This is a genomic window from Oceanobacillus locisalsi (assembly GCF_042675985.1).
Lineage (GTDB): Bacteria > Bacillota > Bacilli > Bacillales > Amphibacillaceae > Oceanobacillus > Oceanobacillus locisalsi.
The window spans coordinates 24,680-47,154 of record NZ_JBHTKK010000021.1 but is presented as its reverse complement, the minus strand read 5'-3'; the positions used below and the strand labels follow the sequence as shown (position 1 = coordinate 47,154).

Below are 22,475 nucleotides of genomic sequence, written 5' to 3'. Positions count from 1 at the left end.
AGAAGACTTTTGCTACAAAAAAGGAAGGATAAGTTTCATTTTAAATTATACTGATTTAGGGTGTTCTGTTGCGATGTGGCGAAAGCATCTATCTAAACCGTTCAAAACGATAGAATGAGTAGTAAAGATATCTTGATTATTTTCGATTCCTTGCGAAAGCATATTGCTGGTTATACTTGTAGCTATAAAAGCGCATTCATCTGTGTTGACTAACTGCTGATGAGAGAGTGCTTCATTCGGGCAGGCAAGTTCCATGGATACACATCGGTTCCATTGCTCATCCGTATTCGGAAGTAATCGCGCTTGCATTTCTCCGCCTAAGCTTTTTACTCCGACAGCTGCCAAAACGCCTTCAGGTGCACCGCCGATACCAATAAATAAATCTGCACTCCCTTGTCGGTGTATGCATGTTGAAATGGCAGGAATAATATCTCCCTCTTCAAACAATTCAGTTCGGACACCTAAAGCACGTGCCTCTTCTACCCAATGATTGTGCCTTTCTCTGTCCTGTGTAATCATTTTTAATTCTTCGAGCTTCTTTCCTTTTGCCTCTGCAATGATACGCAAGTTTTTCTCCAATGAGAAATCAATATTAATCTTACCGGCTGCTTCGGCTCCCGTTACAATCTTCTCCATATACATATCCGGAGCATGGAGCAGGGTACCTTTCTTTGCGATGGCAATGACCGCAATCGCATTATTTTTCCCTTTGGAAGTAGAGGTGGTCCCGTCAATTGGATCAACTGCCAAATCGACACCTTCCCCCAGCCCAGTACCCACTTTTTCGCCGATAAACAGCATAGGGGCTTCATCGATTTCTCCTTCCCCGATAACAATTTCCCCGTCCATGTGGATTTTATTTAGCTGGGCACGCATCGAATCTGTAGCTGCCTGATCAGCTTCTATTTTATTTCCGGTACCAATCCAAGGATATGTTGCAAGTGCTGCGGACTCTGTAACATGCAGAAATTCTTGAATGAACTGATTCATAACTGCCAACTCCTTTAGCAATTTTATCTATAAAATAAATAACGATTATGAAATACATCATTCTATCTGTGTTTTTAAAGTAACCTAATAAAATGAGTATTAAATTAATAGTAATACAGTTTTCGTTTTATATCAATATGTTTCATTATATTTCATTTATTATTTATTATTATTTTTAATTTTTGTTTTGTGGTTTGAGTGAATATCATAGGTTGCACTAAAGTAATCATGTTGTGGTTTCATCCCAATAAGCTGTAAAAAGATAAATGAAAAAACAGCTCCTCCAATAGATAGGATTTTGTTATGACTTAACTTTCGCACCTAAGAATAAGTATATATATCTTGTTATCTCAGGATGAACTTGATCTCCATTACCATGCTTGCTTTTGGTTAAATATCCGGCCATTTTGGAATTGGTGATTGTACGTCGGAAAGCAAAACGGTCCGCCGCAGCGGTAGCTTGACACCTCACCTTCTATTCTTTGCCAAGAGAGTTAACAAAGGAAAGATCAACTCTTGTTTCTCTGGAAATGAAGTTACTTTTTAAGGTGCGAAAGTTGAGTTATGATATAAGAGAAGTACATTGAAACATGTGTAATCGCACTGGAGATACAAATAGGGGCTGTGAACCTCTGCGTATGGAGAATGAATACCTTAGATATAAAGTGAAATGGTATTTAGCTTGTTTTTCATAGGCGGTTATATTGCGATAAAAGGAGGATCTTATATGGTGGAAGATAAAGTAGTTTTTATAACAGGTGCAGCAAGTGGTATCGGGTATGAAGTTGGCAATGCGTTTGCAAAAAACGGTGCAAAGGTAGCTTTGTCAGATGTGAATGCGGATAAAGTGATGGAAGCTTCGGAAGATTTAAGGAAGAAGGGTTATGACTGTATTGGGTTGAAATGTGATGTTACCAGTGAAGAGGGGCTCAAACAGGCATTGGATTACACGGAAGAAAAATATGGAAGAATAGATGTTTTAATTAATAATGCAGGGCTGCAGCATGTATCTGCTATAGAAGATTTTCCGACTGAAAAGTTCGAGTTGATGACCAAGGTCATGTTAGTTGCCCCATTTATGGCGACCAAGCTTATTTTCCCGCTGATGAAAAAGCAAGGTTTTGGAAGGATTATTAATATGGCTTCGATTAATGGACTGATTGGTTTTGCGGGCAAGGCAGCTTATAACAGCGCAAAGCATGGTGTGATCGGTCTAACTAAGGTGGCTGCTTTAGAAGGAGCAGCAGATGGAATTACAGTGAATGCGATTTGCCCTGGATATGTCGATACACCACTGGTGCGCGGCCAATTTGAGGATTTGGCAAAAAATCGTAACGTGCCGATTGAAAAAGTGCTGGAAGAAGTGTTATATCCATTAGTTCCGCAAAAAAGGCTTTTAGATGTTCAGGAGGTTGCTGATTACGTCATGTTTTTAGCCAGTGATAAGGCAAAAGGTATTACAGGACAGGCAGTTGTGTTAGATGGGGGATATACAGCTCAATAATATCACGGATACAGGGAGTATCACTTTATTTTATAGAAGTCGTGCTAAAAGAATAATATATCTGAACATATAATAATAGAAACGGAAAACAGCATTTTTGCTGGGGGAGCGTTTCGGGTTATGATATAGCAGCATACAAGGGGGAGTTGGATTGAAAGTTCTAACGAGATTTTTTGACAGGGTGGTACAGCGATATTTACCAGATGCTTTTTTATTTGCCATTATTTTAACCATCTTTGTTTACTTATTAGGTGTTTCTTTAACAGGGAGCGGTCCGATGGAAATGATAACCTATTGGGGCGATGGTTTTTGGGATCTGCTTGAATTTGGCATGCAAATGGCACTGGTGGTTGTCACGGGATATATTTTAGCAAGCACTCCAGTGGTGAAAGGTTTTTAGCAAAACTCAGCAGAGCAGCAAAAACACCGGGGCAAGCGGTGATGCTGGTAACATTGGTTGCTTTGCTTGCTTGTTTAATAAACTATGGCTTTGGACTTGTTGTCGGTGCACTGTTTGCTGTTCATGTGGCGAAGCGAGTTCCTGCAGTGGATTATCGAATATTAATTGCCAGTGCATACAGCGGTATGGTCATCTGGCATGGCGGTTTTTCCGGATCTGTTCCGTTGCTTATTGCCACCCCGGGCCATTTTTTAGAAGATGCTATCGGGTTAATTCCTGTAACGGAGACATTGTTCAGTTCATTTAATTTGTTTATTGTCATTACCTTATTGATTACACTGCCGCTTTTTAACCGATATCTATTAAAGGGGGCAGACCCTGTAGGTAAAATAGATCCTTCATTATGGAAGGAAGAAGCCAAAGAGGAAAAGGAAACGGAAATTCATCCACCAGCAACACCGGCAGAAAGGCTGGAGAACAGTCAGGCCTTGTCTCTTCTGATTGGTGTGATGGGGCTCCTTTTTATCGGCTATCATTTCGTTGCCAATGGATTTGACCTGAATATTAATATTGTTAATTTTATTTTTCTTTTCTTAGGAATTCTTTTTCATAGAACACCAAGACGTTTTCTGGAAACGGTAGGGAAAGGCGTGAAGAATGCTGGGGGAATTATTATACAGTTTCCATTCTACGCTGGAATAATGGGAATGATGGTATCATCTGGTTTATCAGATAAAATCTCTTTATGGTTTGTGAGTTTTGCAACAGATTATACACTGCCTATCTTTACATTTCTCAGTGCGGGCATTGTTAATGCGTTAGTGCCTTCCGGAGGCGGACAATGGGCTGTGCAAGGTCCAATCATGATACAGGCTGCTCTGGAAATAGGGGCAGATACAGCAAAAACAGCCATGGCAGTTGCTTGGGGAGATGCTTGGACAAACATGATTCAGCCATTCTGGGCGCTGCCCGTACTTGCAATTGCTGGATTAAAGATTCGGGATATTATGGGCTTTTGTGTTATGATTCTGCTGTTCACCTTTATTCCGATTGTTATCGGGTTTCTACTATTATAATAGAAGTGTTATATGTTAATGTGGAGCGGAACGGTATATCACCTGATTCCGCTTCTGCTTTTTATGAAAGGTATTTTTGAGCTAGAAAGAAGCGAATTTCTACTATTTGGTTACTATTCACAGCCACCAAATAAAAATAATATATTTTCAGAGCTCTTCACCAAAATTTATGGTAGACAAATTAAGTTTTAAGGGTAGCCACCGCTACGGCGGACCGTTTTGCTTTCCTAGGGGCACGCTCTTCAGCTAACTTTTGCCAAGGAGATCGCTTGGCAAAAGTGGATCTTCAGATGGTGCTGATCCCTCAGGAGTCAAAACGGTCCGCCTACGCTAACGGTGTGTTCTATCCTGTTTGATATAGCTGTGTTAAAAACGTTAAACCAGAAAAGAATCTATTTTTAGATCATAACCCCAGCACAGCTATTTTCTTTTCGCCAAAGCTATTCTTGATATGCATCATCTATGCTCCTTCAAACTGCTGAAGCAACCATTTGAAACACAGAATGACTTTGTTATCCGGCGTAAAATGATTCATTAATCACTTTATCAGATCATTTTGTATTGCATTCGCTGTAGAACGCTATATGAGCGAAGGAAAAACATGGAGACTCCTAGTCGGCTAAGACCGGTCACGTCCTGTGACCAACGGCCGACACTAGGACGTCCTGTCCGTCGTGGGAACAGGGCGAGCTGAAGATCCACTTGAAAAGCGGTCTTCTTTTCAAGTTAGCTGAAGCCGTCCCCATGGCAGACTAAGAACGCAACGTCCTGTTGCAACGTCTGCACTAGTACGTCCTGTACGTCGGAAAGCGGAATGTTTTTCCGTAGCGGTCATTATCCTCTAAATTTAGTTGATTTTGATGAGGAGCTCTGATGAAGCCAAATAAGTTGGCTGTGAATAGTAACACTATTTTATAAGGATATAAAAAAACTTTTAAAATATGCTTGCAATCAGACCGTATGCTATGTATAATATAAAAATGTGCAAACTTGTAGATAGCTATGTATAAGCTTGCTATGGTCAAAGATATTTGTTATACTAATGTAGTTGACCAGTTAATGCGACGATGCGGAAGGTTGTTGGCACACCCGGCCCCTTTGCCATGGCGGTGTGCTGAGGAATTTTCGCGGAGAATGTCTATTACGATATAGGCGAGAAGGAGGGAAAATGATGGCAAAAGAGAAAATCAGAATTCGTTTAAAAGCATACGATCACCGTATTTTAGATCAGTCTGCTGAAAAGATTGTGGATACTGCAAAACGTTCCGGAGCAAAAGTGTCTGGTCCAATTCCACTGCCGACTGAAAGATCTGTTTATACAGTTCTTCGTGCGGTTCACAAGTACAAAGATGCTCGTGAGCAGTTCGAAATGCGCACGCACAAGCGTTTGATCGATATTCTTGAGCCTACACCGAAGACGGTTGACGCATTGATGCGTTTAGATCTTCCATCTGGTGTAGACATTGAAATTAAATTATAATTCGTTTTAAATATAGGAGGTGTAACGGATGACGAAAGGAATCTTAGGTCGTAAAATCGGCATGACACAGCTTTTCTCAGAAAATGGAGAAGTTGTACCAGTAACAGTTGTTCAAGCTGAAGCGAATGTTGTGTTGCAAAAAAGAACTTTAGAAAATGATGGCTATGAAGCGTTGCAAATCGGTTTTGCTGATAAAAAGGAATCACGTACAAACAAAGCGGAAAAAGGTCATGCTGAGAAAGCAGGCACTGCCCCTAAGCGCTACGTTCGTGAAATCCGTGGCGCAGAAGTTGATGGCTATGAAGTAGGCCAGGAAATCAGCGTCGATATTTTTGGTGCCGGAGACAAAATTGATGTGACAGGAACCTCTAAAGGGAAAGGTTTCCAAGGTTCTATCAAGCGTCACAATCAACAGCGCGGACCTAAAACACACGGTTCTCATTTCCATCGTTCCACTGGTTCAATGGGGGAAATGAACTCTGGTCGTGTTTTCAAAGGCCGTCAATTGCCAGGGCAAATGGGTTCAGAACAAGTAACAGTCCAAAACTTGGAAGTAGTTAGTGTAGATGCTGATAAGAATTTGCTTCTAATTAAAGGAAATATTCCAGGTCCCAAAAAATCTTGCGTTAAAATCACAAGCACAATAAAAGGTAATTAATCATATAAACGAAGGGAGGAAATGTCATGCCTAAAGTAGCACTTTTAAAACAGGATGGAAGTAATGTTGGAGATATTGAATTAAATGACGCTGTTTTTGGTATTGAGCCAAACACACATGTGCTTCACGAAGCGGTTGTTATGCAACGCGCATCTTTACGTCAAGGTACACACGATGTAAAGAATCGTTCTGAAGTTCGTGGTGGAGGTCGTAAACCATGGCGCCAAAAAGGAACTGGCCGTGCCCGTCAAGGTTCCACTCGTTCACCACAATGGGTTGGAGGCGGAACTGTATTCGGACCGACTCCACGCAGCTACAGCTATAAACTACCGAAGAAAGTTCGTCGTCTAGCGTTGAAGTCTGCATTGTCTTCTAAAGTAAATGAAGAAAGCTTGTTTGTTTTAGACGCTATCACAATCGACGCGCCAAAAACGAAAGAAGTTATTAATATCCTTAACGGATTGAAAGTTGAAGAAAAAGCACTTATTGTTCTTTCAGAGAATGATGAAACAGTTGCGCGTTCTGCCAACAACTTACAAAACGTAAAGGTATTAACTGTAGAAGAATTAAATGTACTTGACTTGCTTACGCATGACAAGCTGATCATCACAAAGGATGCAGCTGAAAAAGCAGGGGAGGTGTTCGCACGATGAAAGACCTGCGCGATGTAATCAAACGCCCTGTCATTACAGAAAATACCGCTGATTTAATGGCAGAGAAAAAATACACTTTTGAAGTCGTTGAAAAAGCGAACAAAAGTGAAATCAAAGATGCTGTAGAAACCATCTTTGGTGTAAAAGTAGTAAGTGTAAACACGATGAACCTTAAAGGTAAATTTAAACGGATGGGCCGTTACGGCGGATATCGCCCGGACCGCAAAAAAGCGATTGTTCAACTATCAGAGGATAGCAAAGAATTAGATTTCTTTGAGGCTTAATCGTTCGTATAAATAGAATCCAAAATAAAAGGAGGGACAACGATGGCGATTAAAAAGTATAGACCAACTACAAATGGTAGACGTAATATGTCTGGTTCAGACTTTGCAGAGATTACAACGACTACCCCTGAAAAATCCCTTTTATCTCCTCTTTCTAAACGCGGAGGACGCAATAACCAAGGGAAAATGACAGTTCGTCATCAAGGCGGCGGCCATAAACGCCAATATCGTATGATTGACTTTAAACGCGATAAAGACGGTGTACCAGGACGCATTGCTACAATCGAATACGATCCCAACCGTTCAGCAAACATTGCATTAATTCATTATGTGGATGGGGAGAAACGTTACATCCTTGCTCCGAAAAATGTCAAAGTAGGGCAAATGATTGAATCTGGTGAGAACGCAGATATTAAAACAGGTAATGCTTTACCGCTGGGAAATATTCCGGTAGGTACTATCATCCACAATATCGAGTTAAAACCAGGACGTGGAGGACAATTAGCTCGTTCTGCTGGAGCGGACGCTCAAATCCTTGGACGTGAAGAAAAATATACATTGGTTCGCCTTGCTTCTGGAGAAGTTCGTTTAATCTTAACAAGCTGCCGTGCTACTATCGGTCAAGTAGGTAACATTGAACATGAACTGATCCGTGTAGGTAAAGCCGGCCGTACCCGCTGGCAAGGTAAACGCCCAACTGTCCGCGGTTCTGTTATGAACCCTAACGATCACCCGCATGGTGGTGGTGAAGGACGCGCACCAATTGGACGCAAATCACCGCTTTCACCTTGGGGCAAACCAACAATTGGTTACAAAACACGTCAACGTAACAAAACAACTGATAAGTATATCGTTCGTAGACGTAAACGTAAAAAATAAACGGAAAAACGGACGGGCTGAATCACCCGTCTCTAATCCCCGGAAGGAGGCTTATCCATGGGTCGCAGTTTGAAAAAAGGACCTTTTGCAGATGACCATCTAATGAAGAAAATCGAAGCGCTCAACACGGAAGATAAGAAGCAAGTAATTAAATCATGGTCTCGCCGCTCTACCATCTTCCCGCAATTTGTTGGTCATACCGTTGCAGTATATGATGGACGCAAGCATGTACCAGTATATATCACAGAAGATATGGTCGGTCATAAATTGGGTGAATTCGCACCAACTCGCACATTTAAAGGACACGCTGGTGACGATAAAAAAACAAGACGTTAATGAGAGGAGGTACCAGGCATGCAGGCTAAAGCCGTTGCGAAAACAGTTCGTATTGCTCCTCGTAAAGTTCGTTTAGTTATAGATCTAATTCGAGGAAAACAAGTTGGCGAAGCAATCGCTATTTTAAAACATACACAGCGTGGAGCTTCTCCAGTCGTAGAAAAAGTTTTAAATTCTGCTATTGCAAATGCAGAGCACAATTATGAAATGGAAGCAGATAATCTAGTAGTATCCGAAGCTTTTGTTGACGAAGGCGCTACTTTGAAACGTTTCCAAGCGCGTGCACAAGGACGTGCAAGCAGAATCAATAAACGTACCAGCCACATTACCGTTGTGGTAACTGAAAAGAAGGAGGGATAGTCAGTGGGTCAAAAAGTAAATCCAACAGGTCTTCGCATAGGTGTCATTAAAGACTGGGAATCTAAATGGTATGCTGGAAAAGACTATGCAGACTTACTACACGAAGATATTAAAATCAGAGAATATCTTGATGAGCGTCTAAAAACGGCTTCTGTTTCTTCTATTGAAATTGAACGCGCAGCAAACCGCGTAAACATCACAATCCATACCGGAAAACCGGGAATGGTCATTGGTAAAGGCGGTTCAGAAGTAGAAGCATTACGTAAATCTTTAAATAACTTAACTGGCAAACGAGTGCATATCAACATCGTTGAAATTAAAAAAGTAGATCTTGATGCAACACTCGTAGCTGATAATATTGCTCGTCAGTTAGAAAATCGTATTTCATTCCGTCGTGCTCAAAAGCAATCTATCCAACGTGCGATGCGTGCAGGAGCAAAAGGAATTAAAACACAAGTATCTGGACGTCTGGGCGGTGCAGACATCGCTCGTGCAGAATATTACAGTGAAGGAACAGTACCACTTCATACTTTACGTGCTGACATTGATTACGGTACAGCAGAAGCTGATACAACGTATGGTAAATTAGGTGTTAAAGTATGGATCTATCGTGGAGAAGTCCTTCCAACAATAACCGATAAATAAGGGAGGGGGCTCATTACTATGTTAATGCCTAAACGTGTTAAATATCGTAAACAACATCGCGGTAAAATGAGAGGCCAAGCAAAAGGCGGTACGTCTGTTTCTTTTGGAGAATATGGTTTACAAGCGACTGAGGCTTCTTGGATTACAAGCCGCCAAATCGAGGCAGCGCGTATTGCAATGACTCGTTACATGAAGCGTGGCGGTAAAGTTTGGATCAAAATCTTTCCAGATAAACCTTATACTGCAAAGCCTTTGGAAGTTCGAATGGGTTCCGGTAAAGGTGCTCCAGAAGGATGGGTAGCAGTTGTAAAACCAGGTAAGATTATGTTTGAAATTGCAGGTGTATCCGAAGAGGTAGCTCGTGAAGCACTTCGTCTTGCATCTCATAAATTACCTATTAAAACGAAATTTGTAAAACGTGAAGAAATTGGTGGTGAAAGCAATGAAGGCTAATGAAATCAGAGATTTAACCACTGCCGAAATTGAAAAAAATGTAAAAACGTTAAAAGAAGAGCTATTTAATTTACGTTTCCAATTAGCTACCGGCCAATTGGAAAACACTGCACGCATCCGTGAAGTACGTAAATCCATCGCTCGCCTTAAAACCGTTGTTCGCGAGCGCGAACTAAGCGCAAATAACTAAAGAGGAGGTAAACCTCAATGTCTGAACGTAATGATCGTAAAGTTTATACTGGTCGTGTTGTATCCGACAAAATGGACAAAACGATTACAGTTTTAGTTGAAACTTACAAATTCCATAAACTTTATGGAAAACGTGTGAAGTATTCAAAGAAATTCAAAACACATGATGAAAACAACGTTGCAAAAACTGGCGATGTCGTAAGCATCATGGAAACCCGTCCACTATCTGCTACCAAACGTTTCCGTTTAGTAGAAGTAGTAGAAGAAGCGGTAATTATTTAATAAAGTTCGCTCGGAAGGTATCCGAAGGGAGGTCACAGTGTTATGATTCAACAAGAAACCCGTTTGAAGGTTGCAGATAACTCTGGTGCTCGTGAAGTATTAACCATTAAAGTACTAGGCGGTTCCGGTCGTAAAACTGCCAACATTGGTGATGTGGTCGTTTGTACGGTGAAACAAGCAACACCAGGGGGCGTTGTCAAAAAAGGTGAAGTCGTAAAAGCAGTAATTGTACGATCTAAATCTGGTGCCCGTCGTAAAGATGGTTCATATATCCGTTTTGATGAAAATGCTGCCGTAATTGTTCGTGATGACAAAAGTCCAAGAGGAACTCGTATCTTCGGACCTGTTGCACGTGAATTGCGTGAAGCTCAATTCATGAAAATCGTATCTCTGGCTCCAGAAGTTCTATAAGAAGAAATTTCCTCATCAAGGAGGTGCGTAAAGCATGCATGTAAAAAAAGGTGATAAAGTCAAAGTGTTATCCGGTAAAGACCGCGGTAAAGAAGGTACTGTACTAGAAGCATTTCCGAAAAAAGAGCGTGTATTAATCGAAGGCGTGAACATGATTCAAAAACATGCGAAACCGTCTCAAGATAATCCGCAAGGCGGAATTTTGAATATCGAAGCTCCAATTCATGTTTCTAATGTACTGCCGGTTGATCCGAAGTCCGGAGAACCAACTCGTGTTGGCTATGAAATAAAAGAAGGTAAAAAAATCCGTATTGCTAAAAAATCCGGTGAAGCATTAGATAAATAAGTTTTTCTGTGAAAGGAGGGCTAACACATGAACGAATTAAAACTAAAATATAATGATGAAATCATTTCATCTTTAATGAATAAATTCACTTATGATTCTGTAATGGAAGTACCTAAAATAGAGAAGATCGTGATCAACATGGGTGTTGGTGACGCTGTTCAAAACTCTAAGGCGCTAGACAGTGCTGTTGAAGAATTAGCATTAATTTCTGGTCAAAAACCATTGATTACCCGTGCTAAGAAATCTGTCGCTGGTTTCCGTCTCCGTGAAGGGATGCCGATCGGTGCAAAAGTTACACTGCGCGGCGAACGCATGTATGACTTTCTGCAAAAACTAATCGCAGTATCACTGCCACGTGTACGTGACTTCCGCGGTATTTCTAAAAAAGCATTTGATGGTCGTGGAAACTACACATTAGGTGTAAAAGAACAATTGATTTTCCCAGAAATTAATTATGATAAAGTAAATAAAGTACGTGGTATGGATATTGTTATTGTAACAACTTCTAACACAGACGAAGAAGCCCGTGAACTTTTAGCTGGCATGGGCATGCCTTTCCAAAAGTAAGCTAAAAGCTAATACAAGGAGGGAAAATTTTGGCTAAAAAATCTATGATAGCGAAACAAAAGCGCCCGCAAAAATATAAAGTAAGAGAATATACACGTTGCGAACGCTGTGGTCGCCCACATTCCGTCATTCGTAAATTTAAACTTTGCCGTATTTGTTTCCGTGAACTTGCCTATAAAGGTCAAATTCCTGGTGTCAAAAAAGCAAGTTGGTAATCCCCGATTCGGGAAGGAGGTAATTAGTAATGGTTATGACAGATCCAATTGCAGATATGCTTACTCGCATCCGTAATGCGAACATGGTTAAACATGAACAGTTAGAGCTTCCTGCTTCTAAAATTAAAAAAGAGATCGCTGATATCCTGAAGCGTGAAGGTTACGTGAAGGATTATGAGTTGGTTGAAGACAATAAACAAGGGATATTGCGCATCTTCTTAAAATACAGTGCAAAAGAAGATAGAGTAATCACAGGTCTTAAACGTATCAGTAAACCAGGTTTACGCGTATATGCTAAAGCAAATGAAGTACCACGTGTATTGAATGGACTTGGCATTGCTATCGTATCCACTTCTAACGGAATGCTTTCTGATAAAGAAGCTCGTTCCCAAGCGGTTGGCGGCGAAGTACTAGCGTACGTTTGGTAAGAACTAATTTTTAAAAGAGGAGGTGCAAGGAATGTCTCGTGTCGGACTGAAGCCTATTGAAATTCCAGAAGGTGTAGAATTGAATTTCAACGGAAATACACTGACTGTAAAAGGACCAAAGGGTGAATTAACAAGAGATTTTCATCCGGATATTAAAATGAATATTGAGGGTAATATTATTACATTCGAGCGCCCGAGTGATCATAAAGAACACCGAGCACTGCATGGTACTACCCGCAGTTTAATTAATAATATGGTAGTTGGAGTAAGTAACGGTTTTGAAAAATCACTGGAAATCAACGGTGTTGGTTACCGTGTTCAAAAGCAGGGAGAAAAAACAATTGTTAACGCTGGTTATTCACACCCTGTAGAGGTTGATCCAATTGATGGTATTGAAATTGAAGTACCTACCAACGCACAAATTATTGTAAAAGGTATTGATAAAGAATTAGTAGGAGCAGTTGCTGCTAATATCCGCGCAATCCGCCCGCCGGAGCCTTACAAAGGTAAAGGAATTAAATATGCGGATGAATATGTACGTCGTAAAGAAGGTAAAACTGCTAAGTAAGTTTAGTCAGCCGAGAAAGGAGTGACCCAGATGATTACAAAGCCTGACAGAAATGTTATTCGTAAAAAACGCCATAACCGTGTGCGTAAAACATTATCAGGAAATGCAGAGTGTCCACGTTTAAACGTGTTCCGCTCTAACAAAAACATTTATGTTCAATTAATAGATGACGTAAACGGCTTAACCCTCGCAAGTGCTTCTACAGTTGATAAAGAACTTGGAATTGACGGCAATAACGTTGATGCCGCAAAAGAAGTAGGGACAGCTGTTGCAAAACGTGCAATTGACAAAGGATATAAATCCGTTGTATTTGATCGTGGTGGTTATTTATATCATGGACGTATCAAAGCTTTAGCAGAGGCAGCTCGTGAGGAAGGCCTTGAATTTTAAAAGTTAAAGGAGGTAAGCATCTATAATGAATACGAATATTGATCCGAGCAAATTAGATCTTGAAGAACGTGTTGTTACGGTCAACCGTGTTGCAAAAGTTGTAAGAGGTGGACGCCGTTTCCGCTTTGCAGCATTAGTTGTTGTAGGTGACAAAAACGGTCATGTTGGCTTCGGTACTGGTAAAGCTCAAGAAGTACCAGAAGCAATTAAAAAAGCAGTAGATGACGCGAAGAAAAACTTAATTACTGTACCAATCGTAGGCACAACCATTCCACACCAAATTCATGGACAATATGGTTCTGGCAATGTATTGATGAAGCCGGCTTCTGAAGGTACCGGAGTTATCTCTGGCGGCCCTGTACGTGCGATTCTAGAGCTTGCTGGTGTAGGTGATATCCTGACAAAATCATTAGGATCCAACACACCAATCAATGTCATCCGTGCTACATTGAACGGTTTAACAAATTTAAAAACAGCTGAGGACGTAGCGAAATTACGTGGAAAGTCTGTTGAAGAACTGTTAGGATAAGGAGGGAATCACGATGTCTAAAAAATTGGAAATAACCCTCACTCGCAGTGTTATCGGTGGCACTGACGTTCAACGCAAAACTGTTGAAGCGTTAGGGTTGAAGAAAATTCGTCAATCGGTTGTACGTGAAGATACTCCAGCCATTCGCGGTATGGTTAACAAAGTGTCCCACTTATTGACAGTTAAAGAAGTATAATAAATCTATTGTAAAGAGGAGGTGCTCGCATGAAACTTCATGAATTAAAAGCAGAAGAAGGAACCCGTAGAGAAAGAAACCGTGTAGGTCGCGGCATGTCTTCAGGTAACGGAAAAACTTCTGGTCGTGGGCATAAAGGTCAAAAAGCTCGTTCTGGCGGCGGTGTAAGACTTGGTTTTGAAGGTGGTCAAATGCCTTTATTCCAACGTTTACCGAAACGTGGATTTACCAACATTAACCGTAAAGAGTATACAATTGTGAACCTTGATGCACTGAATCGCTTTGACGAAGGAACTGAAGTTACTCCAGAGCTGTTATTAGAAACTGGTGTCGTAAGCAAATTGAATGCTGGAATTAAGGTTCTTGGAAAAGGTCAAGTAGAAAAGAAACTGACTGTAAAAGCTCATAAGTTCTCTGCATCGGCGAAAGAAGCAATTGAGGCAGCGGGCGGTCAATCTGAGGTGATCTAACTTGTTTCAGACACTCTCCAATTTTTTTCGTGTAACAGATATAAGAAATAAAATTATATTTACACTGTTGATGCTTGTTGTATTCCGTATTGGTACGTTTATTCCTGTACCATTTACGGATAGATCTGCCCTCGATTTTATGATGGAACAGCAAAATATGTTTGGTTTCATTAATACTTTCGGCGGCGGGGCACTTGAAAACTTCTCTATTTTTGCAATGGGAATCATGCCTTATATCACCGCATCAATCATCATGCAGTTGTTACAAATGGATGTTGTTCCAAAGTTTGCTGAATGGAAAAAGCAGGGAGAAATGGGACGGAAAAAAATTGCTCAAGTAACACGTTATGCAGCGGTCGGCATAGCTTTTATCCAAGCAATTGCGATGTCTGTCGGCTTTAATGCGATGGCAGGCGGTTTACTAATTCAAGATCCTGGCGTTATGAAATTCTTAATGATTGCAGTTGTATTAACCGGCGGAACAGCCTTTCTTATGTGGTTAGGAGAGCAAATTACTGCGCACGGAGTAGGTAATGGTATTTCCATCATTATCTTTGCCGGTATTGTTGCTGCTATCCCGAATGGTGCCGCTCAAATATTCAATCAGTATTTCTCCAATCCGGGAAGTGAATTGTTTATCAATATCGTTATTGTTACGTTAATTGTTTTAGTCATTATCGCTGTAACAGTCGGAATTATTTTCGTAAACGAAGCATTACGTAAGATTCCGGTACAGTATGCGAAAAAGCTGGTAAATCGTAATCCAGTAGGCGGACAGTCGACGCATCTGCCAATCAAGGTCAATGCAGCGGGAGTTATTCCGGTCATTTTTGCCATTGCCTTTATGGTTGCACCTACTACGATTGCCGGATTTTTTGAGGGGAACAGTGTAGCTAACACAGTGACGTACATTTTTGATTATACACAGCCTGTAGGCATGATAATCTATGTGGCACTGATTATTGCTTTCTCCTATTTCTATACATTTGTTCAGGTGAATCCGGAACAAATGTCAGAGAACTTACAAAGACAAGGCGGCTATATCCCTGGTATACGCCCTGGGCATAATACAGAGGAATATTTAACAAGGGTTATTCGTAGATTGACTTTTGTCGGCGCCTTATTCTTAGCGACTGTTTCTGTATTTCCGATTATTCTGGGCGGTCTGGCTAATCTGCCACAGACAGTTCAAATCGGCGGTACGAGCTTGATCATCGTTGTCGGAGTTGCATTAACAACTATGAAACAATTAGAAGGTCAGCTTGTGAAACGGCATTATAAAGGGTTTATTAAATAAATTTCCTGTCTACAAAAGCGAGGGGAAACAATGAATTTAATTTTAATGGGGCTACCTGGTGCCGGGAAAGGTACCCAGGCCGAAAAAATCGAAGAAGAATATAATATCCCTCACATTTCAACCGGGGATATGTTCCGGTCAGCTATTAAAGAGGGTACAGACCTTGGAAAAAAAGCGAAGGAATATATGGATCAAGGAAGCCTTGTTCCAGATGAAGTAACGATTGGTATTGTCAAGGAGCGCTTAGCAAAGGATGATTGTGCAGAAGGATTTCTATTAGATGGATTCCCTCGTACAATTGCTCAGGCAGAAGCGCTGCAAGATTTGACTGCTGATTTGAATAGAACCATCGATTATTGTATACATGTGGACGTACCAGAAGAAAAATTGGTAGAGCGTTTAACTGGACGGAGAATTTGCCCGACTTGCGGAACAACTTATCACGTCATTTACAACCCTCCAGAAGAGGAAGGCATTTGCGATAAGGATGGCTCCCAGTTAATTCAGCGAGATGATGATCAACCTGAAACGGTAAAGAAACGGTTAGCCGTTAACGTAGAGCAAACACAACCACTACTTGATTTTTATCAGGATAAAGGATATCTTGTGAAGGTAGACGGTGATCGCGATATCGAAGACGTCTTTTCCGACATTGCATCCATCTTGGATAAATAAGTCAAGCCTGTTAACGAACAGAATAAGTGCAAAACTCAGGTCTGCACGTTATAATAGGTGGGATAATGTGTAATGCTTTTATCAAACACGATAAAATTGGTTTATCAACCTTTTGATATAAACGAACAATTGCCTAAGTGATGGTGAGAGCAGATATACGTTAACAAATTGATTTTTTACTGAGGTCCATTTGTACGTATGATGCAGGATAGTGATTCAGGTCAGTACAATTGATGTCTCGGTTGTGAACGGTCGGTTGTTTTATGCTGGCCCATGGAGGAAGCAGTGCTCTTAAATCATCTTTAGATGATAATAGTGCGCTAGGTGTACGATGAATGTTTCCCTTATGATGAACGTGAGCAGCAATAGCAAAAACGGCTTGTCACAAAAGGGAAATGAAGCTTATCCTAAATTTAGATAAGGTTGTAACTGATTTGAAGAAGGGAGATCACACACAATGGCGAAAGATGATGTTATTGAAGTAGAAGGTACAGTGACAGATACATTGCCGAATGCGATGTTTAAAGTGGAGCTTGAAAATGGCCACACCGTGTTGGCGCATGTATCTGGTAAAATCCGTATGCACTTTATCCGCATTTTGCCAGGCGATAAAGTAACGGTTGAACTTTCTCCGTATGATTTAACCAAAGGACGAATTACGTACCGTTATAAATAAACGAGCTCCGATCTAAAAGGAGGTAATGATGATGAAGGTAAGAGCATCTGTAAAACCAATTTGCGAGAAATGCAAAGTCATCAAACGCAAAGGTAAACTAATGGTGATTTGTGATAATCCAAAACACAAACAAAAACAAGGCTAAAAAATAGGAGGTGCTAGCATTCTATGGCACGTATTGCAGGTATTGATATTCCACGTGATAAACGTGTAGTAATTTCCCTGACTTATGTCTACGGTGTTGGAAAAACTACTGCACAAGAAATCCTTAAAGAAGCAGGCGTTTCTGAAAGTACTCGTGTTCGTGATTTAACGGAAGACGAATTAACAAAAATCCGTCAAGTGATTGATAATAATCATACTACGGAAGGTGACCTTCGTCGTGAAGTATCTTTAAATATCAAACGTTTGATTGAAATCGGCTCTTACAGAGGGATTCGTCACCGTCGCGGATTACCGGTTCGCGGACAAAAAACGAAGAATAACTCTCGTACACGTAAAGGCCCACGTAAAACAATGGCTAACAAGAAAAAGTAATGTAAGGAGGTAAGCTTACAAATGGCACGTAAAACAAATACGCGTAAACGTCGTGTGAAAAAGAATATAGAATCTGGTATTGCCCATATCCGTTCTACGTTTAACAATACGATTGTTACTGTTACGGATACACAAGGTAATGCGGTTGGATGGAGCTCAGCTGGTGCTCTTGGTTTTAAAGGATCTAAAAAATCAACTCCGTTTGCTGCACAAATGGCTGCTGAAACAGCTGCTCGTTCTGCAATCGAAAACGGCATGAAAACATTAGAAGTTACTGTTAAAGGACCTGGCGCTGGACGTGAAGCTGCAATCCGCTCTTTACAGGCTGCTGGATTAGAAGTTACGGCAATTGTTGACGTAACTCCAGTTCCTCATAATGGTTGCCGCCCGCCAAAACGTCGTCGTGTTTAATTTAACCGTATAGAATTTGTCATCCTGTCAATAATGGTTGATAAAACATACGGTTATCTACATGTTGTAGATAAACAGATTCCAAAGACAGTTCGTACGAAAGATTTTAAGGTAGCGCAGAAACGCAACTGCCTATTTGAGGAATTTCGGTTAGACTTTGTTTGTCTAGCCGGGGTTTCGACGTTTTAAAGGAGGGTTTGTTAAATGATCGAGATAGAAAAGCCAAAAATTGAAACGATTGAAATTAGCGAGGACGCTACGTTTGGGAAATTTGTAGTTGAGCCGCTAGAACGTGGATATGGTGCCACACTTGGAAACTCCTTGCGTCGTATCTTACTATCCTCACTTCCCGGTGCTGCAGTAACATCCGTTCATATTGATGGCGCACTGCACGAATTTTCAACCATTGACGGCGTTGTAGAGGATGTAACTACTATCATTCTTAACTTGAAAAAACTTGCACTTAAAATCTACTCTGATGATTTAAAAACATTGGAAATTGATGTTCAAGGCGAAGGAGCAGTGACTGCTGCTGACTTAACTTATGACAGTGATGTAGAAGTGATGAACCCGGATCTTCATATTGCAACGTTAAACAGTAAAGCCAGCCTGCATATGAAGTTAACTGCTGAAAGAGGCCGCGGTTATCGTCCGGCTGAAGAAAACAAGTTTGATGATCAACCAATTGGTGTTATTCCGATTGATTCCATCTTCACTCCGGTATCACGTGTGACGTATCAAGTTGAGAACACACGTGTCGGTCAAATTGCCAATTATGATAAACTGACATTGGATGTTTTGACAGATGGTAGTATTCGCCCGGAAGAAGCTGTTTCCTTGGGTGCAAAAATTATCAGCGAGCATTTAAGTATTTTTGTCAGCTTAACAGATGAAGCACAGAGTGTTGAAATTATGGTTGAAAAAGAAGAAGATCAAAAAGAAAAAGTAATGGAAATGACCATTGAAGAACTAGATCTTTCTGTTCGTTCTTACAACTGCTTGAAGCGTGCTGGTATCAACACGGTTCAGGAACTTGCAAATAAATCAGAAGAAGATATGATGAAGGTTCGTAATTTAGGACGTAAATCATTAGAAGAAGTAAAAGTGAAATTAGAAGATCTCGGATTAGGTCTTCGCGATGATGACTGATTCAACCAGTCACCTGTAGAGTTTCGAAAAAGGGAGGGATAGTCCGTGGCTAGAAAATTAGGACGTAGAACAGATGACCGCATGGCTCTTCTTCGCAATCTTGCAACTGATGTGATTGTTCATGAGCGCATTGAAACAACAGAAGCAAAAGCGAAAGAGTTAAGATCAATTGTAGATAAAATGATTACGCTTGGTAAACGTGGTGATTTACATGCACGCCGTCAAGCAGCTTCATTTTTATACAACAAAGAAGCGGATGAAGATAATAACGTAATTCAAAAACTATTTGATGATGTTGCTGCGCGCTATGAAGATAGACAAGGTGGATATACACGTGTTCTTAAACTTGGTGAACGCCAAGGCGATGGCGCTAAAATGGCAATCATTGAGCTGGTTTAATTTACTACAAACGGCAAGGGGCAGGACTCAATCTCTCTCAGAGGTTATCCAAGCCCTTTTTTTGTATTGAAAAATGATTATGATTTTCTTGTAAGGAGTCCAGAGAAGAAGTTGTGCTGATGAATGTCGCTCCAACGGCTTTTGATGGGGGAGTAATCGCAACCCCAGAAATACACTACGCTTTCCGTGGGCTTGTCCTCACTCCTTTAAAGAAGACTTGCTGATTGGCAAGCCGACAGGCGCAGACAGAAGCTTAGTCACACTTATGCCTGTGGTAGAAAAAAAGAAGTTCGCTTTTTTCCTGCGGGGTTTTCACACTACGCATAGGTGAGACATCGCAGTGCGTCAGCACAAGAGGGCTCACCAGCCGCCCGCGGAAAGCGGAGTATATTTTCGGAGCGGATGATTCTCACAGAATATGTTCGATATTTATTTTTTATTTTATAGTCTAGCCTAGACTTTCTTTCATGAAAGAAAGTCGATAAAATAGCCATAATAGAAAAAGCAAATTACATAATAAACAACAGGAGAAGGAGGTGTCTGGATGGATAGAAAAAAGCTAGTAGAGTTTAAGAATGTTTCCTTTCAATATGAGGAAGAAGGAGCGCTTGTGTTAAATCAGGTTTCCTTTGAGATTTATGAAGGCGAATGGGTTGCTATTATCGGGCATAACGGCTCAGGAAAATCAACCATTGCCAAGCTGCTTAATGGATTATTAATGCCAAAAGACGGAGAAATCATTGTCAGTGGGCAAAAAGTGGATGATGATACTGTCTGGGATATACGTAAAGATGTAGGGATGGTCTTTCAGAATCCAGATAATCAATTTGTCGGGGCTACGGTGCAAGACGATGTTGCCTTTGGAATGGAAAACAGAGGAGTCCCCCGAGAAGAGATGAGAAAGAGAATCCAGCGCACCTTATCTGCTGTTCGTATGCAGGATTATCTCATTGCTGAACCGCATCGTTTATCTGGGGGCCAAAAGCAGCGTGTAGCTATTGCCAGTGTCTTAGCGATAGCTCCCAAGGTATTGATTCTAGACGAGGCTACTGCGATGCTGGATCCGACAGGAAGACAAGAAATTATGCATACGGTGAATGATATTCAGGAGTCAGAAGGATTGTCCCTGGTTACTATCACACATGACCTGCAAGAAATTGTTCAGGCGGACCGGGTGATTGTGATGAATCAAGGTCACATTTGGGAAGAAACAACGCCGAGAGAGTTATTTCTGCAGCGGGAAGAATTACGTGAGATCGGTTTGGATGTACCTTTTGTCGGGCAATTAACCGATGAGCTGTTGAAACAGGGAGTTCCGTTAAAAGAAGCAGCGCTAAACCACGAAGAGTTGTTGGAGGAATTATGGAAATTCAATTCAAAGACGTAAGTTATATTTATCAAGAGAATAGCCCTTTTGCCCATAAAGCACTTGAAGATATTTCCTTTACGATGGATTCTGGTTCGTTTGTTGCCGTTATCGGTCATACAGGATCTGGGAAGTCGACCCTTATTCAGCATCTCAATGGTTTAAGTAAACCGAGCAGGGGAGAAATAATGATCGGTGACTTCCAATTGACTGCTGAAGGGAAGCCTAAGGATATCCGTGAGCTGCGAAGAAAAGTCGGTGTTGTCTTCCAATATCCGGAGCACCAGTTATTTGAAGAAACGGTAGCTAAAGATATCGCTTTTGGTCCAAAGAATTTTGGCGTGGAACAGGAGGAAATCAATCGCCGGATAGAAGATATTCTCCCGGCTGTCGGTTTGTCGGAAGAATTATTAGCACGTTCTCCATTTGATTTAAGCGGGGGGCAGAAGCGGCGTGTAGCTATTGCCGGCGTTTTAGCGATGAGTCCGGAAGTCCTCGTATTGGATGAGCCCACTGCAGGTCTTGATCCACGAGGACAACGTGAAATGATGGATATGTTTTATAAGCTGCATAAAGAACGCGGCCTGACAACGGTATTAGTTACCCATAGCATGGAGGATGCGCTGACTTATGCAGATAAAATCATTATTCTAAATAAGGGACAAAAATATATGGAAGGCCCGCCGCTTGAGGTATTTAGACAAGCAGATAAACTGCGGGAAGTACAGTTAGGTATTCCTGAGGTGATTCAGTTTCTGAACCAGTATAATGAGCGTTTTGGTACTTCTTTCAGCTATCAGCATCAGTCTTTACGAGAGTTAGCATATGAAATAAAGGAACAGCTGGAGGTGGGTTCGGATGAATAATGCCTTAATCATCGGTCAGTATGTTCCCGGGAATTCCTTTATTCATCGGTTGGATCCAAGAACGAAAATCACCGTCGTGTTTTTCTTTGTGATTGTCGTGTTTTTCGCAAATAATGTAGCGTCCTACAGCTTATTAACGGCATTTTCATTGCTTTGTGTATTGAATTCTAGAGTGCCGTTGAAGTTTATATTAAAAGGATTGCTGCCGGTCTGGTTTTTAATTATTTTTACATTTATTCTGCATTTGATTATTACGAATGAAGGCGAGCTCTGGCTGGATTGGGGTTTTATCCATATTTACAGCGGCGGGGTTATACAAGGTTTTGCGATTTCCCTGCGATTTTTCCTGCTGATACTGACCACTTCATTATTAACGCTGACCACGACACCAATTGAAATTACCGATGCGATGGAGGAAATGCTTCATCCATTGAAGAAAGTCAAATTCCCCGTTCATGAACTGGCTTTGATGATGTCTATTTCGCTGCGTTTTATTCCCACGCTGATGCAGGAAACGGATAAAATATCACGAGCCCAGGCAGCGCGTGGTGTGGACTTTCGTACAGGGCCTGTCAAAGACCGGGTGATGGCTGTCATTCCGCTGCTGGTTCCTTTGTTTGTCAGTGCTTTTAAACGTGCGGAAGACTTAGCGATGGCAATGGAAGCCCGCGGATACCAAGGCGGAGAAGGAAGAACTAAGCTTCGTGAATTACATGTAGGCACCAAAGATATTCTGGTTCTGATCGGCTTTGTTCTCATGTTAGCGGCATTGTTTATATTAAGACAGTAA

34 protein-coding genes and 1 pseudogene are annotated in these 22,475 nt (G+C 41.1%); 34 read left to right on the top strand and 1 reads right to left on the bottom strand.

Annotated elements, in window-relative coordinates; genetic code table 11:
* Nucleotides 1–45 precede the first annotated feature (45 nt).
* Nucleotides 46–990 (bottom strand): class II fructose-bisphosphatase, encoded by a 945-nt coding sequence (glpX, locus tag ACFQ19_RS15275; RefSeq protein ID WP_379593462.1) that lies wholly within the window; start codon nucleotides 988–990, stop codon nucleotides 46–48.
* A 727-nt stretch (nucleotides 991–1,717) separates the two neighbouring features.
* Between glpX and ACFQ19_RS15270 the strand changes: the two genes are divergently transcribed.
* The 34 genes and pseudogenes from ACFQ19_RS15270 (at nucleotide 1,718) to ACFQ19_RS15105 (ending at nucleotide 22,475) form a co-directional block, all read left to right on the top strand.
* Nucleotides 1,718–2,494 (top strand): 3-hydroxybutyrate dehydrogenase, encoded by a 777-nt coding sequence (locus ACFQ19_RS15270; RefSeq protein ID WP_379593461.1) that lies wholly within the window; start codon nucleotides 1,718–1,720, stop codon nucleotides 2,492–2,494.
* A gap of 151 nt (nucleotides 2,495–2,645) precedes the next feature.
* Nucleotides 2,646–3,970: pseudogene (locus tag ACFQ19_RS15265) on the top strand (short-chain fatty acid transporter).
* A 1,171-nt stretch (nucleotides 3,971–5,141) separates the two neighbouring features.
* Nucleotides 5,142–5,450 carry a 30S ribosomal protein S10 gene (gene rpsJ / locus ACFQ19_RS15260; protein WP_040985097.1) on the top strand — a complete coding sequence of 103 codons (309 nt, stop codon included), beginning with the start codon at nucleotides 5,142–5,144 and terminating at the stop codon, nucleotides 5,448–5,450.
* Between the two features lie 28 nt (nucleotides 5,451–5,478).
* A complete protein-coding gene (gene rplC / locus ACFQ19_RS15255) occupies nucleotides 5,479–6,108 on the top strand; it encodes a 50S ribosomal protein L3 (RefSeq protein ID WP_379593460.1) in 630 nt (209 codons plus the stop codon).
* Between the two features lie 26 nt (nucleotides 6,109–6,134).
* The gene (gene rplD, locus ACFQ19_RS15250; protein ID WP_379593459.1) at nucleotides 6,135–6,761 is read left to right on the top strand and encodes a 50S ribosomal protein L4; all 627 of its coding nucleotides are present in this window, start codon (nucleotides 6,135–6,137) and stop codon (nucleotides 6,759–6,761) included.
* Entirely contained in the window at nucleotides 6,758–7,045 is a 288-nt protein-coding gene (rplW, locus tag ACFQ19_RS15245; protein ID WP_379593458.1) for a 50S ribosomal protein L23, read from the top strand. The genes rplD and rplW overlap by 4 nt, the downstream gene beginning before the upstream one ends.
* A gap of 42 nt (nucleotides 7,046–7,087) precedes the next feature.
* On the top strand, nucleotides 7,088–7,924 hold the full coding sequence (rplB, locus tag ACFQ19_RS15240; protein WP_379593457.1) for a 50S ribosomal protein L2: 837 nt from the start codon (nucleotides 7,088–7,090) through the stop codon (nucleotides 7,922–7,924).
* Nucleotides 7,925–7,981: 57 nt separating this feature from the next.
* Nucleotides 7,982–8,260 (top strand): 30S ribosomal protein S19, encoded by a 279-nt coding sequence (rpsS, locus tag ACFQ19_RS15235; RefSeq protein ID WP_379593456.1) that lies wholly within the window; start codon nucleotides 7,982–7,984, stop codon nucleotides 8,258–8,260.
* Between the two features lie 18 nt (nucleotides 8,261–8,278).
* A complete protein-coding gene (rplV, locus tag ACFQ19_RS15230; RefSeq protein ID WP_379593455.1) occupies nucleotides 8,279–8,620 on the top strand; it encodes a 50S ribosomal protein L22 in 342 nt (113 codons plus the stop codon).
* Between the two features lie 3 nt (nucleotides 8,621–8,623).
* Nucleotides 8,624–9,265 carry a 30S ribosomal protein S3 gene (gene rpsC / locus ACFQ19_RS15225; protein WP_379593454.1) on the top strand — a complete coding sequence of 214 codons (642 nt, stop codon included), beginning with the start codon at nucleotides 8,624–8,626 and terminating at the stop codon, nucleotides 9,263–9,265.
* An 18-nt stretch (nucleotides 9,266–9,283) separates the two neighbouring features.
* A complete protein-coding gene (gene rplP, locus ACFQ19_RS15220; RefSeq protein ID WP_379593453.1) occupies nucleotides 9,284–9,718 on the top strand; it encodes a 50S ribosomal protein L16 in 435 nt (144 codons plus the stop codon).
* Nucleotides 9,708–9,908: a 50S ribosomal protein L29 gene (gene rpmC / locus ACFQ19_RS15215; RefSeq protein ID WP_379593452.1), complete on the top strand. Its 201-nt coding sequence runs from the start codon at nucleotides 9,708–9,710 to the stop codon at nucleotides 9,906–9,908. The genes rplP and rpmC overlap by 11 nt, the downstream gene beginning before the upstream one ends.
* A 17-nt stretch (nucleotides 9,909–9,925) precedes the next feature.
* Nucleotides 9,926–10,189, top strand: a complete 264-nt coding sequence (gene rpsQ, locus ACFQ19_RS15210; protein ID WP_379593451.1) for a 30S ribosomal protein S17 — start codon at nucleotides 9,926–9,928, stop codon at nucleotides 10,187–10,189.
* Nucleotides 10,190–10,231: 42 nt separating this feature from the next.
* Nucleotides 10,232–10,600, top strand: coding sequence for a 50S ribosomal protein L14 (rplN, locus tag ACFQ19_RS15205; protein ID WP_080876127.1), 369 nt, complete (start codon nucleotides 10,232–10,234; stop codon nucleotides 10,598–10,600).
* 34 nt (nucleotides 10,601–10,634) lie between these two features.
* Nucleotides 10,635–10,946: a 50S ribosomal protein L24 gene (gene rplX / locus ACFQ19_RS15200; RefSeq protein ID WP_379593450.1), complete on the top strand. Its 312-nt coding sequence runs from the start codon at nucleotides 10,635–10,637 to the stop codon at nucleotides 10,944–10,946.
* A gap of 27 nt (nucleotides 10,947–10,973) precedes the next feature.
* Nucleotides 10,974–11,513: a 50S ribosomal protein L5 gene (gene rplE, locus ACFQ19_RS15195; RefSeq protein WP_379593449.1), complete on the top strand. Its 540-nt coding sequence runs from the start codon at nucleotides 10,974–10,976 to the stop codon at nucleotides 11,511–11,513.
* Nucleotides 11,514–11,542: 29 nt separating this feature from the next.
* The gene (locus ACFQ19_RS15190) at nucleotides 11,543–11,728 is read left to right on the top strand and encodes a type Z 30S ribosomal protein S14 (RefSeq protein ID WP_092494501.1); all 186 of its coding nucleotides are present in this window, start codon (nucleotides 11,543–11,545) and stop codon (nucleotides 11,726–11,728) included.
* Between the two features lie 29 nt (nucleotides 11,729–11,757).
* Nucleotides 11,758–12,156 carry a 30S ribosomal protein S8 gene (rpsH, locus tag ACFQ19_RS15185; RefSeq protein ID WP_379593448.1) on the top strand — a complete coding sequence of 133 codons (399 nt, stop codon included), beginning with the start codon at nucleotides 11,758–11,760 and terminating at the stop codon, nucleotides 12,154–12,156.
* Between the two features lie 31 nt (nucleotides 12,157–12,187).
* The gene (gene rplF / locus ACFQ19_RS15180; RefSeq protein ID WP_379593447.1) at nucleotides 12,188–12,724 is read left to right on the top strand and encodes a 50S ribosomal protein L6; all 537 of its coding nucleotides are present in this window, start codon (nucleotides 12,188–12,190) and stop codon (nucleotides 12,722–12,724) included.
* 30 nt (nucleotides 12,725–12,754) lie between these two features.
* Nucleotides 12,755–13,114, top strand: coding sequence for a 50S ribosomal protein L18 (rplR, locus tag ACFQ19_RS15175; protein WP_379593446.1), 360 nt, complete (start codon nucleotides 12,755–12,757; stop codon nucleotides 13,112–13,114).
* Between the two features lie 25 nt (nucleotides 13,115–13,139).
* Nucleotides 13,140–13,643, top strand: coding sequence for a 30S ribosomal protein S5 (gene rpsE, locus ACFQ19_RS15170; RefSeq protein ID WP_379593445.1), 504 nt, complete (start codon nucleotides 13,140–13,142; stop codon nucleotides 13,641–13,643).
* A 13-nt stretch (nucleotides 13,644–13,656) separates the two neighbouring features.
* Entirely contained in the window at nucleotides 13,657–13,839 is a 183-nt protein-coding gene (gene rpmD / locus ACFQ19_RS15165) for a 50S ribosomal protein L30 (protein ID WP_379593444.1), read from the top strand.
* 29 nt (nucleotides 13,840–13,868) lie between these two features.
* A complete protein-coding gene (gene rplO / locus ACFQ19_RS15160) occupies nucleotides 13,869–14,309 on the top strand; it encodes a 50S ribosomal protein L15 (protein ID WP_379593442.1) in 441 nt (146 codons plus the stop codon).
* Between the two features lies 1 nt (nucleotide 14,310).
* Nucleotides 14,311–15,606 (top strand): preprotein translocase subunit SecY, encoded by a 1,296-nt coding sequence (gene secY, locus ACFQ19_RS15155; protein ID WP_379593441.1) that lies wholly within the window; start codon nucleotides 14,311–14,313, stop codon nucleotides 15,604–15,606.
* Nucleotides 15,607–15,636: 30 nt separating this feature from the next.
* Nucleotides 15,637–16,281, top strand: a complete 645-nt coding sequence (locus tag ACFQ19_RS15150; RefSeq protein ID WP_379593440.1) for an adenylate kinase — start codon at nucleotides 15,637–15,639, stop codon at nucleotides 16,279–16,281.
* Between the two features lie 457 nt (nucleotides 16,282–16,738).
* Nucleotides 16,739–16,957 carry a translation initiation factor IF-1 gene (gene infA, locus ACFQ19_RS15145; RefSeq protein WP_040985051.1) on the top strand — a complete coding sequence of 73 codons (219 nt, stop codon included), beginning with the start codon at nucleotides 16,739–16,741 and terminating at the stop codon, nucleotides 16,955–16,957.
* Between the two features lie 31 nt (nucleotides 16,958–16,988).
* Entirely contained in the window at nucleotides 16,989–17,102 is a 114-nt protein-coding gene (gene rpmJ, locus ACFQ19_RS15140) for a 50S ribosomal protein L36 (RefSeq protein ID WP_176449720.1), read from the top strand.
* Between the two features lie 23 nt (nucleotides 17,103–17,125).
* Complete coding sequence (rpsM, locus tag ACFQ19_RS15135; RefSeq protein ID WP_379593439.1) at nucleotides 17,126–17,494, top strand: 30S ribosomal protein S13; 369 nt, start codon at nucleotides 17,126–17,128, stop codon at nucleotides 17,492–17,494.
* 21 nt (nucleotides 17,495–17,515) lie between these two features.
* Complete coding sequence (rpsK, locus tag ACFQ19_RS15130) at nucleotides 17,516–17,905, top strand: 30S ribosomal protein S11 (protein ID WP_379593438.1); 390 nt, start codon at nucleotides 17,516–17,518, stop codon at nucleotides 17,903–17,905.
* A 204-nt stretch (nucleotides 17,906–18,109) separates the two neighbouring features.
* Nucleotides 18,110–19,054, top strand: a complete 945-nt coding sequence (locus tag ACFQ19_RS15125; RefSeq protein WP_379593437.1) for a DNA-directed RNA polymerase subunit alpha — start codon at nucleotides 18,110–18,112, stop codon at nucleotides 19,052–19,054.
* 45 nt (nucleotides 19,055–19,099) lie between these two features.
* Nucleotides 19,100–19,453 carry a 50S ribosomal protein L17 gene (gene rplQ / locus ACFQ19_RS15120; protein ID WP_379593436.1) on the top strand — a complete coding sequence of 118 codons (354 nt, stop codon included), beginning with the start codon at nucleotides 19,100–19,102 and terminating at the stop codon, nucleotides 19,451–19,453.
* Nucleotides 19,454–19,997: 544 nt separating this feature from the next.
* Nucleotides 19,998–20,840, top strand: coding sequence for an energy-coupling factor ABC transporter ATP-binding protein (locus ACFQ19_RS15115; protein WP_379593435.1), 843 nt, complete (start codon nucleotides 19,998–20,000; stop codon nucleotides 20,838–20,840).
* The gene (locus tag ACFQ19_RS15110) at nucleotides 20,816–21,685 is read left to right on the top strand and encodes an energy-coupling factor ABC transporter ATP-binding protein (RefSeq protein WP_379593434.1); all 870 of its coding nucleotides are present in this window, start codon (nucleotides 20,816–20,818) and stop codon (nucleotides 21,683–21,685) included. The genes ACFQ19_RS15115 and ACFQ19_RS15110 overlap by 25 nt, the downstream gene beginning before the upstream one ends.
* Nucleotides 21,678–22,475 carry an energy-coupling factor transporter transmembrane component T family protein gene (locus ACFQ19_RS15105; RefSeq protein ID WP_379593433.1) on the top strand — a complete coding sequence of 266 codons (798 nt, stop codon included), beginning with the start codon at nucleotides 21,678–21,680 and terminating at the stop codon, nucleotides 22,473–22,475. The genes ACFQ19_RS15110 and ACFQ19_RS15105 overlap by 8 nt, the downstream gene beginning before the upstream one ends.

Bases quoted from the DNA above. Each gene is read 5' to 3' on its own strand.
- glpX (WP_379593462.1), bottom strand. From the start codon at position 990: ATGAATCAGTTCATTCAAGAATTTCTGCATGTTACAGAGTCCGCAGCA.
- ACFQ19_RS15270 (WP_379593461.1), top strand. From the start codon at position 1,718: ATGGTGGAAGATAAAGTAGTTTTTATAACAGGTGCAGCAAGTGGTATC.
- rpsJ (WP_040985097.1), top strand. From the start codon at position 5,142: ATGGCAAAAGAGAAAATCAGAATTCGTTTAAAAGCATACGATCACCGT.
- rplC (WP_379593460.1), top strand. From the start codon at position 5,479: ATGACGAAAGGAATCTTAGGTCGTAAAATCGGCATGACACAGCTTTTC.
- rplD (WP_379593459.1), top strand. From the start codon at position 6,135: ATGCCTAAAGTAGCACTTTTAAAACAGGATGGAAGTAATGTTGGAGAT.
- rplW (WP_379593458.1), top strand. From the start codon at position 6,758: ATGAAAGACCTGCGCGATGTAATCAAACGCCCTGTCATTACAGAAAAT.
- rplB (WP_379593457.1), top strand. From the start codon at position 7,088: ATGGCGATTAAAAAGTATAGACCAACTACAAATGGTAGACGTAATATG.
- rpsS (WP_379593456.1), top strand. From the start codon at position 7,982: ATGGGTCGCAGTTTGAAAAAAGGACCTTTTGCAGATGACCATCTAATG.
- rplV (WP_379593455.1), top strand. From the start codon at position 8,279: ATGCAGGCTAAAGCCGTTGCGAAAACAGTTCGTATTGCTCCTCGTAAA.
- rplP (WP_379593453.1), top strand. From the start codon at position 9,284: ATGTTAATGCCTAAACGTGTTAAATATCGTAAACAACATCGCGGTAAA.
- rpmC (WP_379593452.1), top strand. From the start codon at position 9,708: ATGAAGGCTAATGAAATCAGAGATTTAACCACTGCCGAAATTGAAAAA.
- rpsQ (WP_379593451.1), top strand. From the start codon at position 9,926: ATGTCTGAACGTAATGATCGTAAAGTTTATACTGGTCGTGTTGTATCC.
- rplN (WP_080876127.1), top strand. From the start codon at position 10,232: ATGATTCAACAAGAAACCCGTTTGAAGGTTGCAGATAACTCTGGTGCT.
- rplX (WP_379593450.1), top strand. From the start codon at position 10,635: ATGCATGTAAAAAAAGGTGATAAAGTCAAAGTGTTATCCGGTAAAGAC.
- rplE (WP_379593449.1), top strand. From the start codon at position 10,974: ATGAACGAATTAAAACTAAAATATAATGATGAAATCATTTCATCTTTA.
- rpsH (WP_379593448.1), top strand. From the start codon at position 11,758: ATGGTTATGACAGATCCAATTGCAGATATGCTTACTCGCATCCGTAAT.
- rplF (WP_379593447.1), top strand. From the start codon at position 12,188: ATGTCTCGTGTCGGACTGAAGCCTATTGAAATTCCAGAAGGTGTAGAA.
- rplR (WP_379593446.1), top strand. From the start codon at position 12,755: ATGATTACAAAGCCTGACAGAAATGTTATTCGTAAAAAACGCCATAAC.
- rpsE (WP_379593445.1), top strand. From the start codon at position 13,140: ATGAATACGAATATTGATCCGAGCAAATTAGATCTTGAAGAACGTGTT.
- rpmD (WP_379593444.1), top strand. From the start codon at position 13,657: ATGTCTAAAAAATTGGAAATAACCCTCACTCGCAGTGTTATCGGTGGC.
- rplO (WP_379593442.1), top strand. From the start codon at position 13,869: ATGAAACTTCATGAATTAAAAGCAGAAGAAGGAACCCGTAGAGAAAGA.
- ACFQ19_RS15150 (WP_379593440.1), top strand. From the start codon at position 15,637: ATGAATTTAATTTTAATGGGGCTACCTGGTGCCGGGAAAGGTACCCAG.
- infA (WP_040985051.1), top strand. From the start codon at position 16,739: ATGGCGAAAGATGATGTTATTGAAGTAGAAGGTACAGTGACAGATACA.
- rpmJ (WP_176449720.1), top strand. From the start codon at position 16,989: ATGAAGGTAAGAGCATCTGTAAAACCAATTTGCGAGAAATGCAAAGTC.
- rpsM (WP_379593439.1), top strand. From the start codon at position 17,126: ATGGCACGTATTGCAGGTATTGATATTCCACGTGATAAACGTGTAGTA.
- rpsK (WP_379593438.1), top strand. From the start codon at position 17,516: ATGGCACGTAAAACAAATACGCGTAAACGTCGTGTGAAAAAGAATATA.
- ACFQ19_RS15125 (WP_379593437.1), top strand. From the start codon at position 18,110: ATGATCGAGATAGAAAAGCCAAAAATTGAAACGATTGAAATTAGCGAG.
- ACFQ19_RS15115 (WP_379593435.1), top strand. From the start codon at position 19,998: ATGGATAGAAAAAAGCTAGTAGAGTTTAAGAATGTTTCCTTTCAATAT.
- ACFQ19_RS15110 (WP_379593434.1), top strand. From the start codon at position 20,816: ATGGAAATTCAATTCAAAGACGTAAGTTATATTTATCAAGAGAATAGC.
- ACFQ19_RS15105 (WP_379593433.1), top strand. From the start codon at position 21,678: ATGAATAATGCCTTAATCATCGGTCAGTATGTTCCCGGGAATTCCTTT.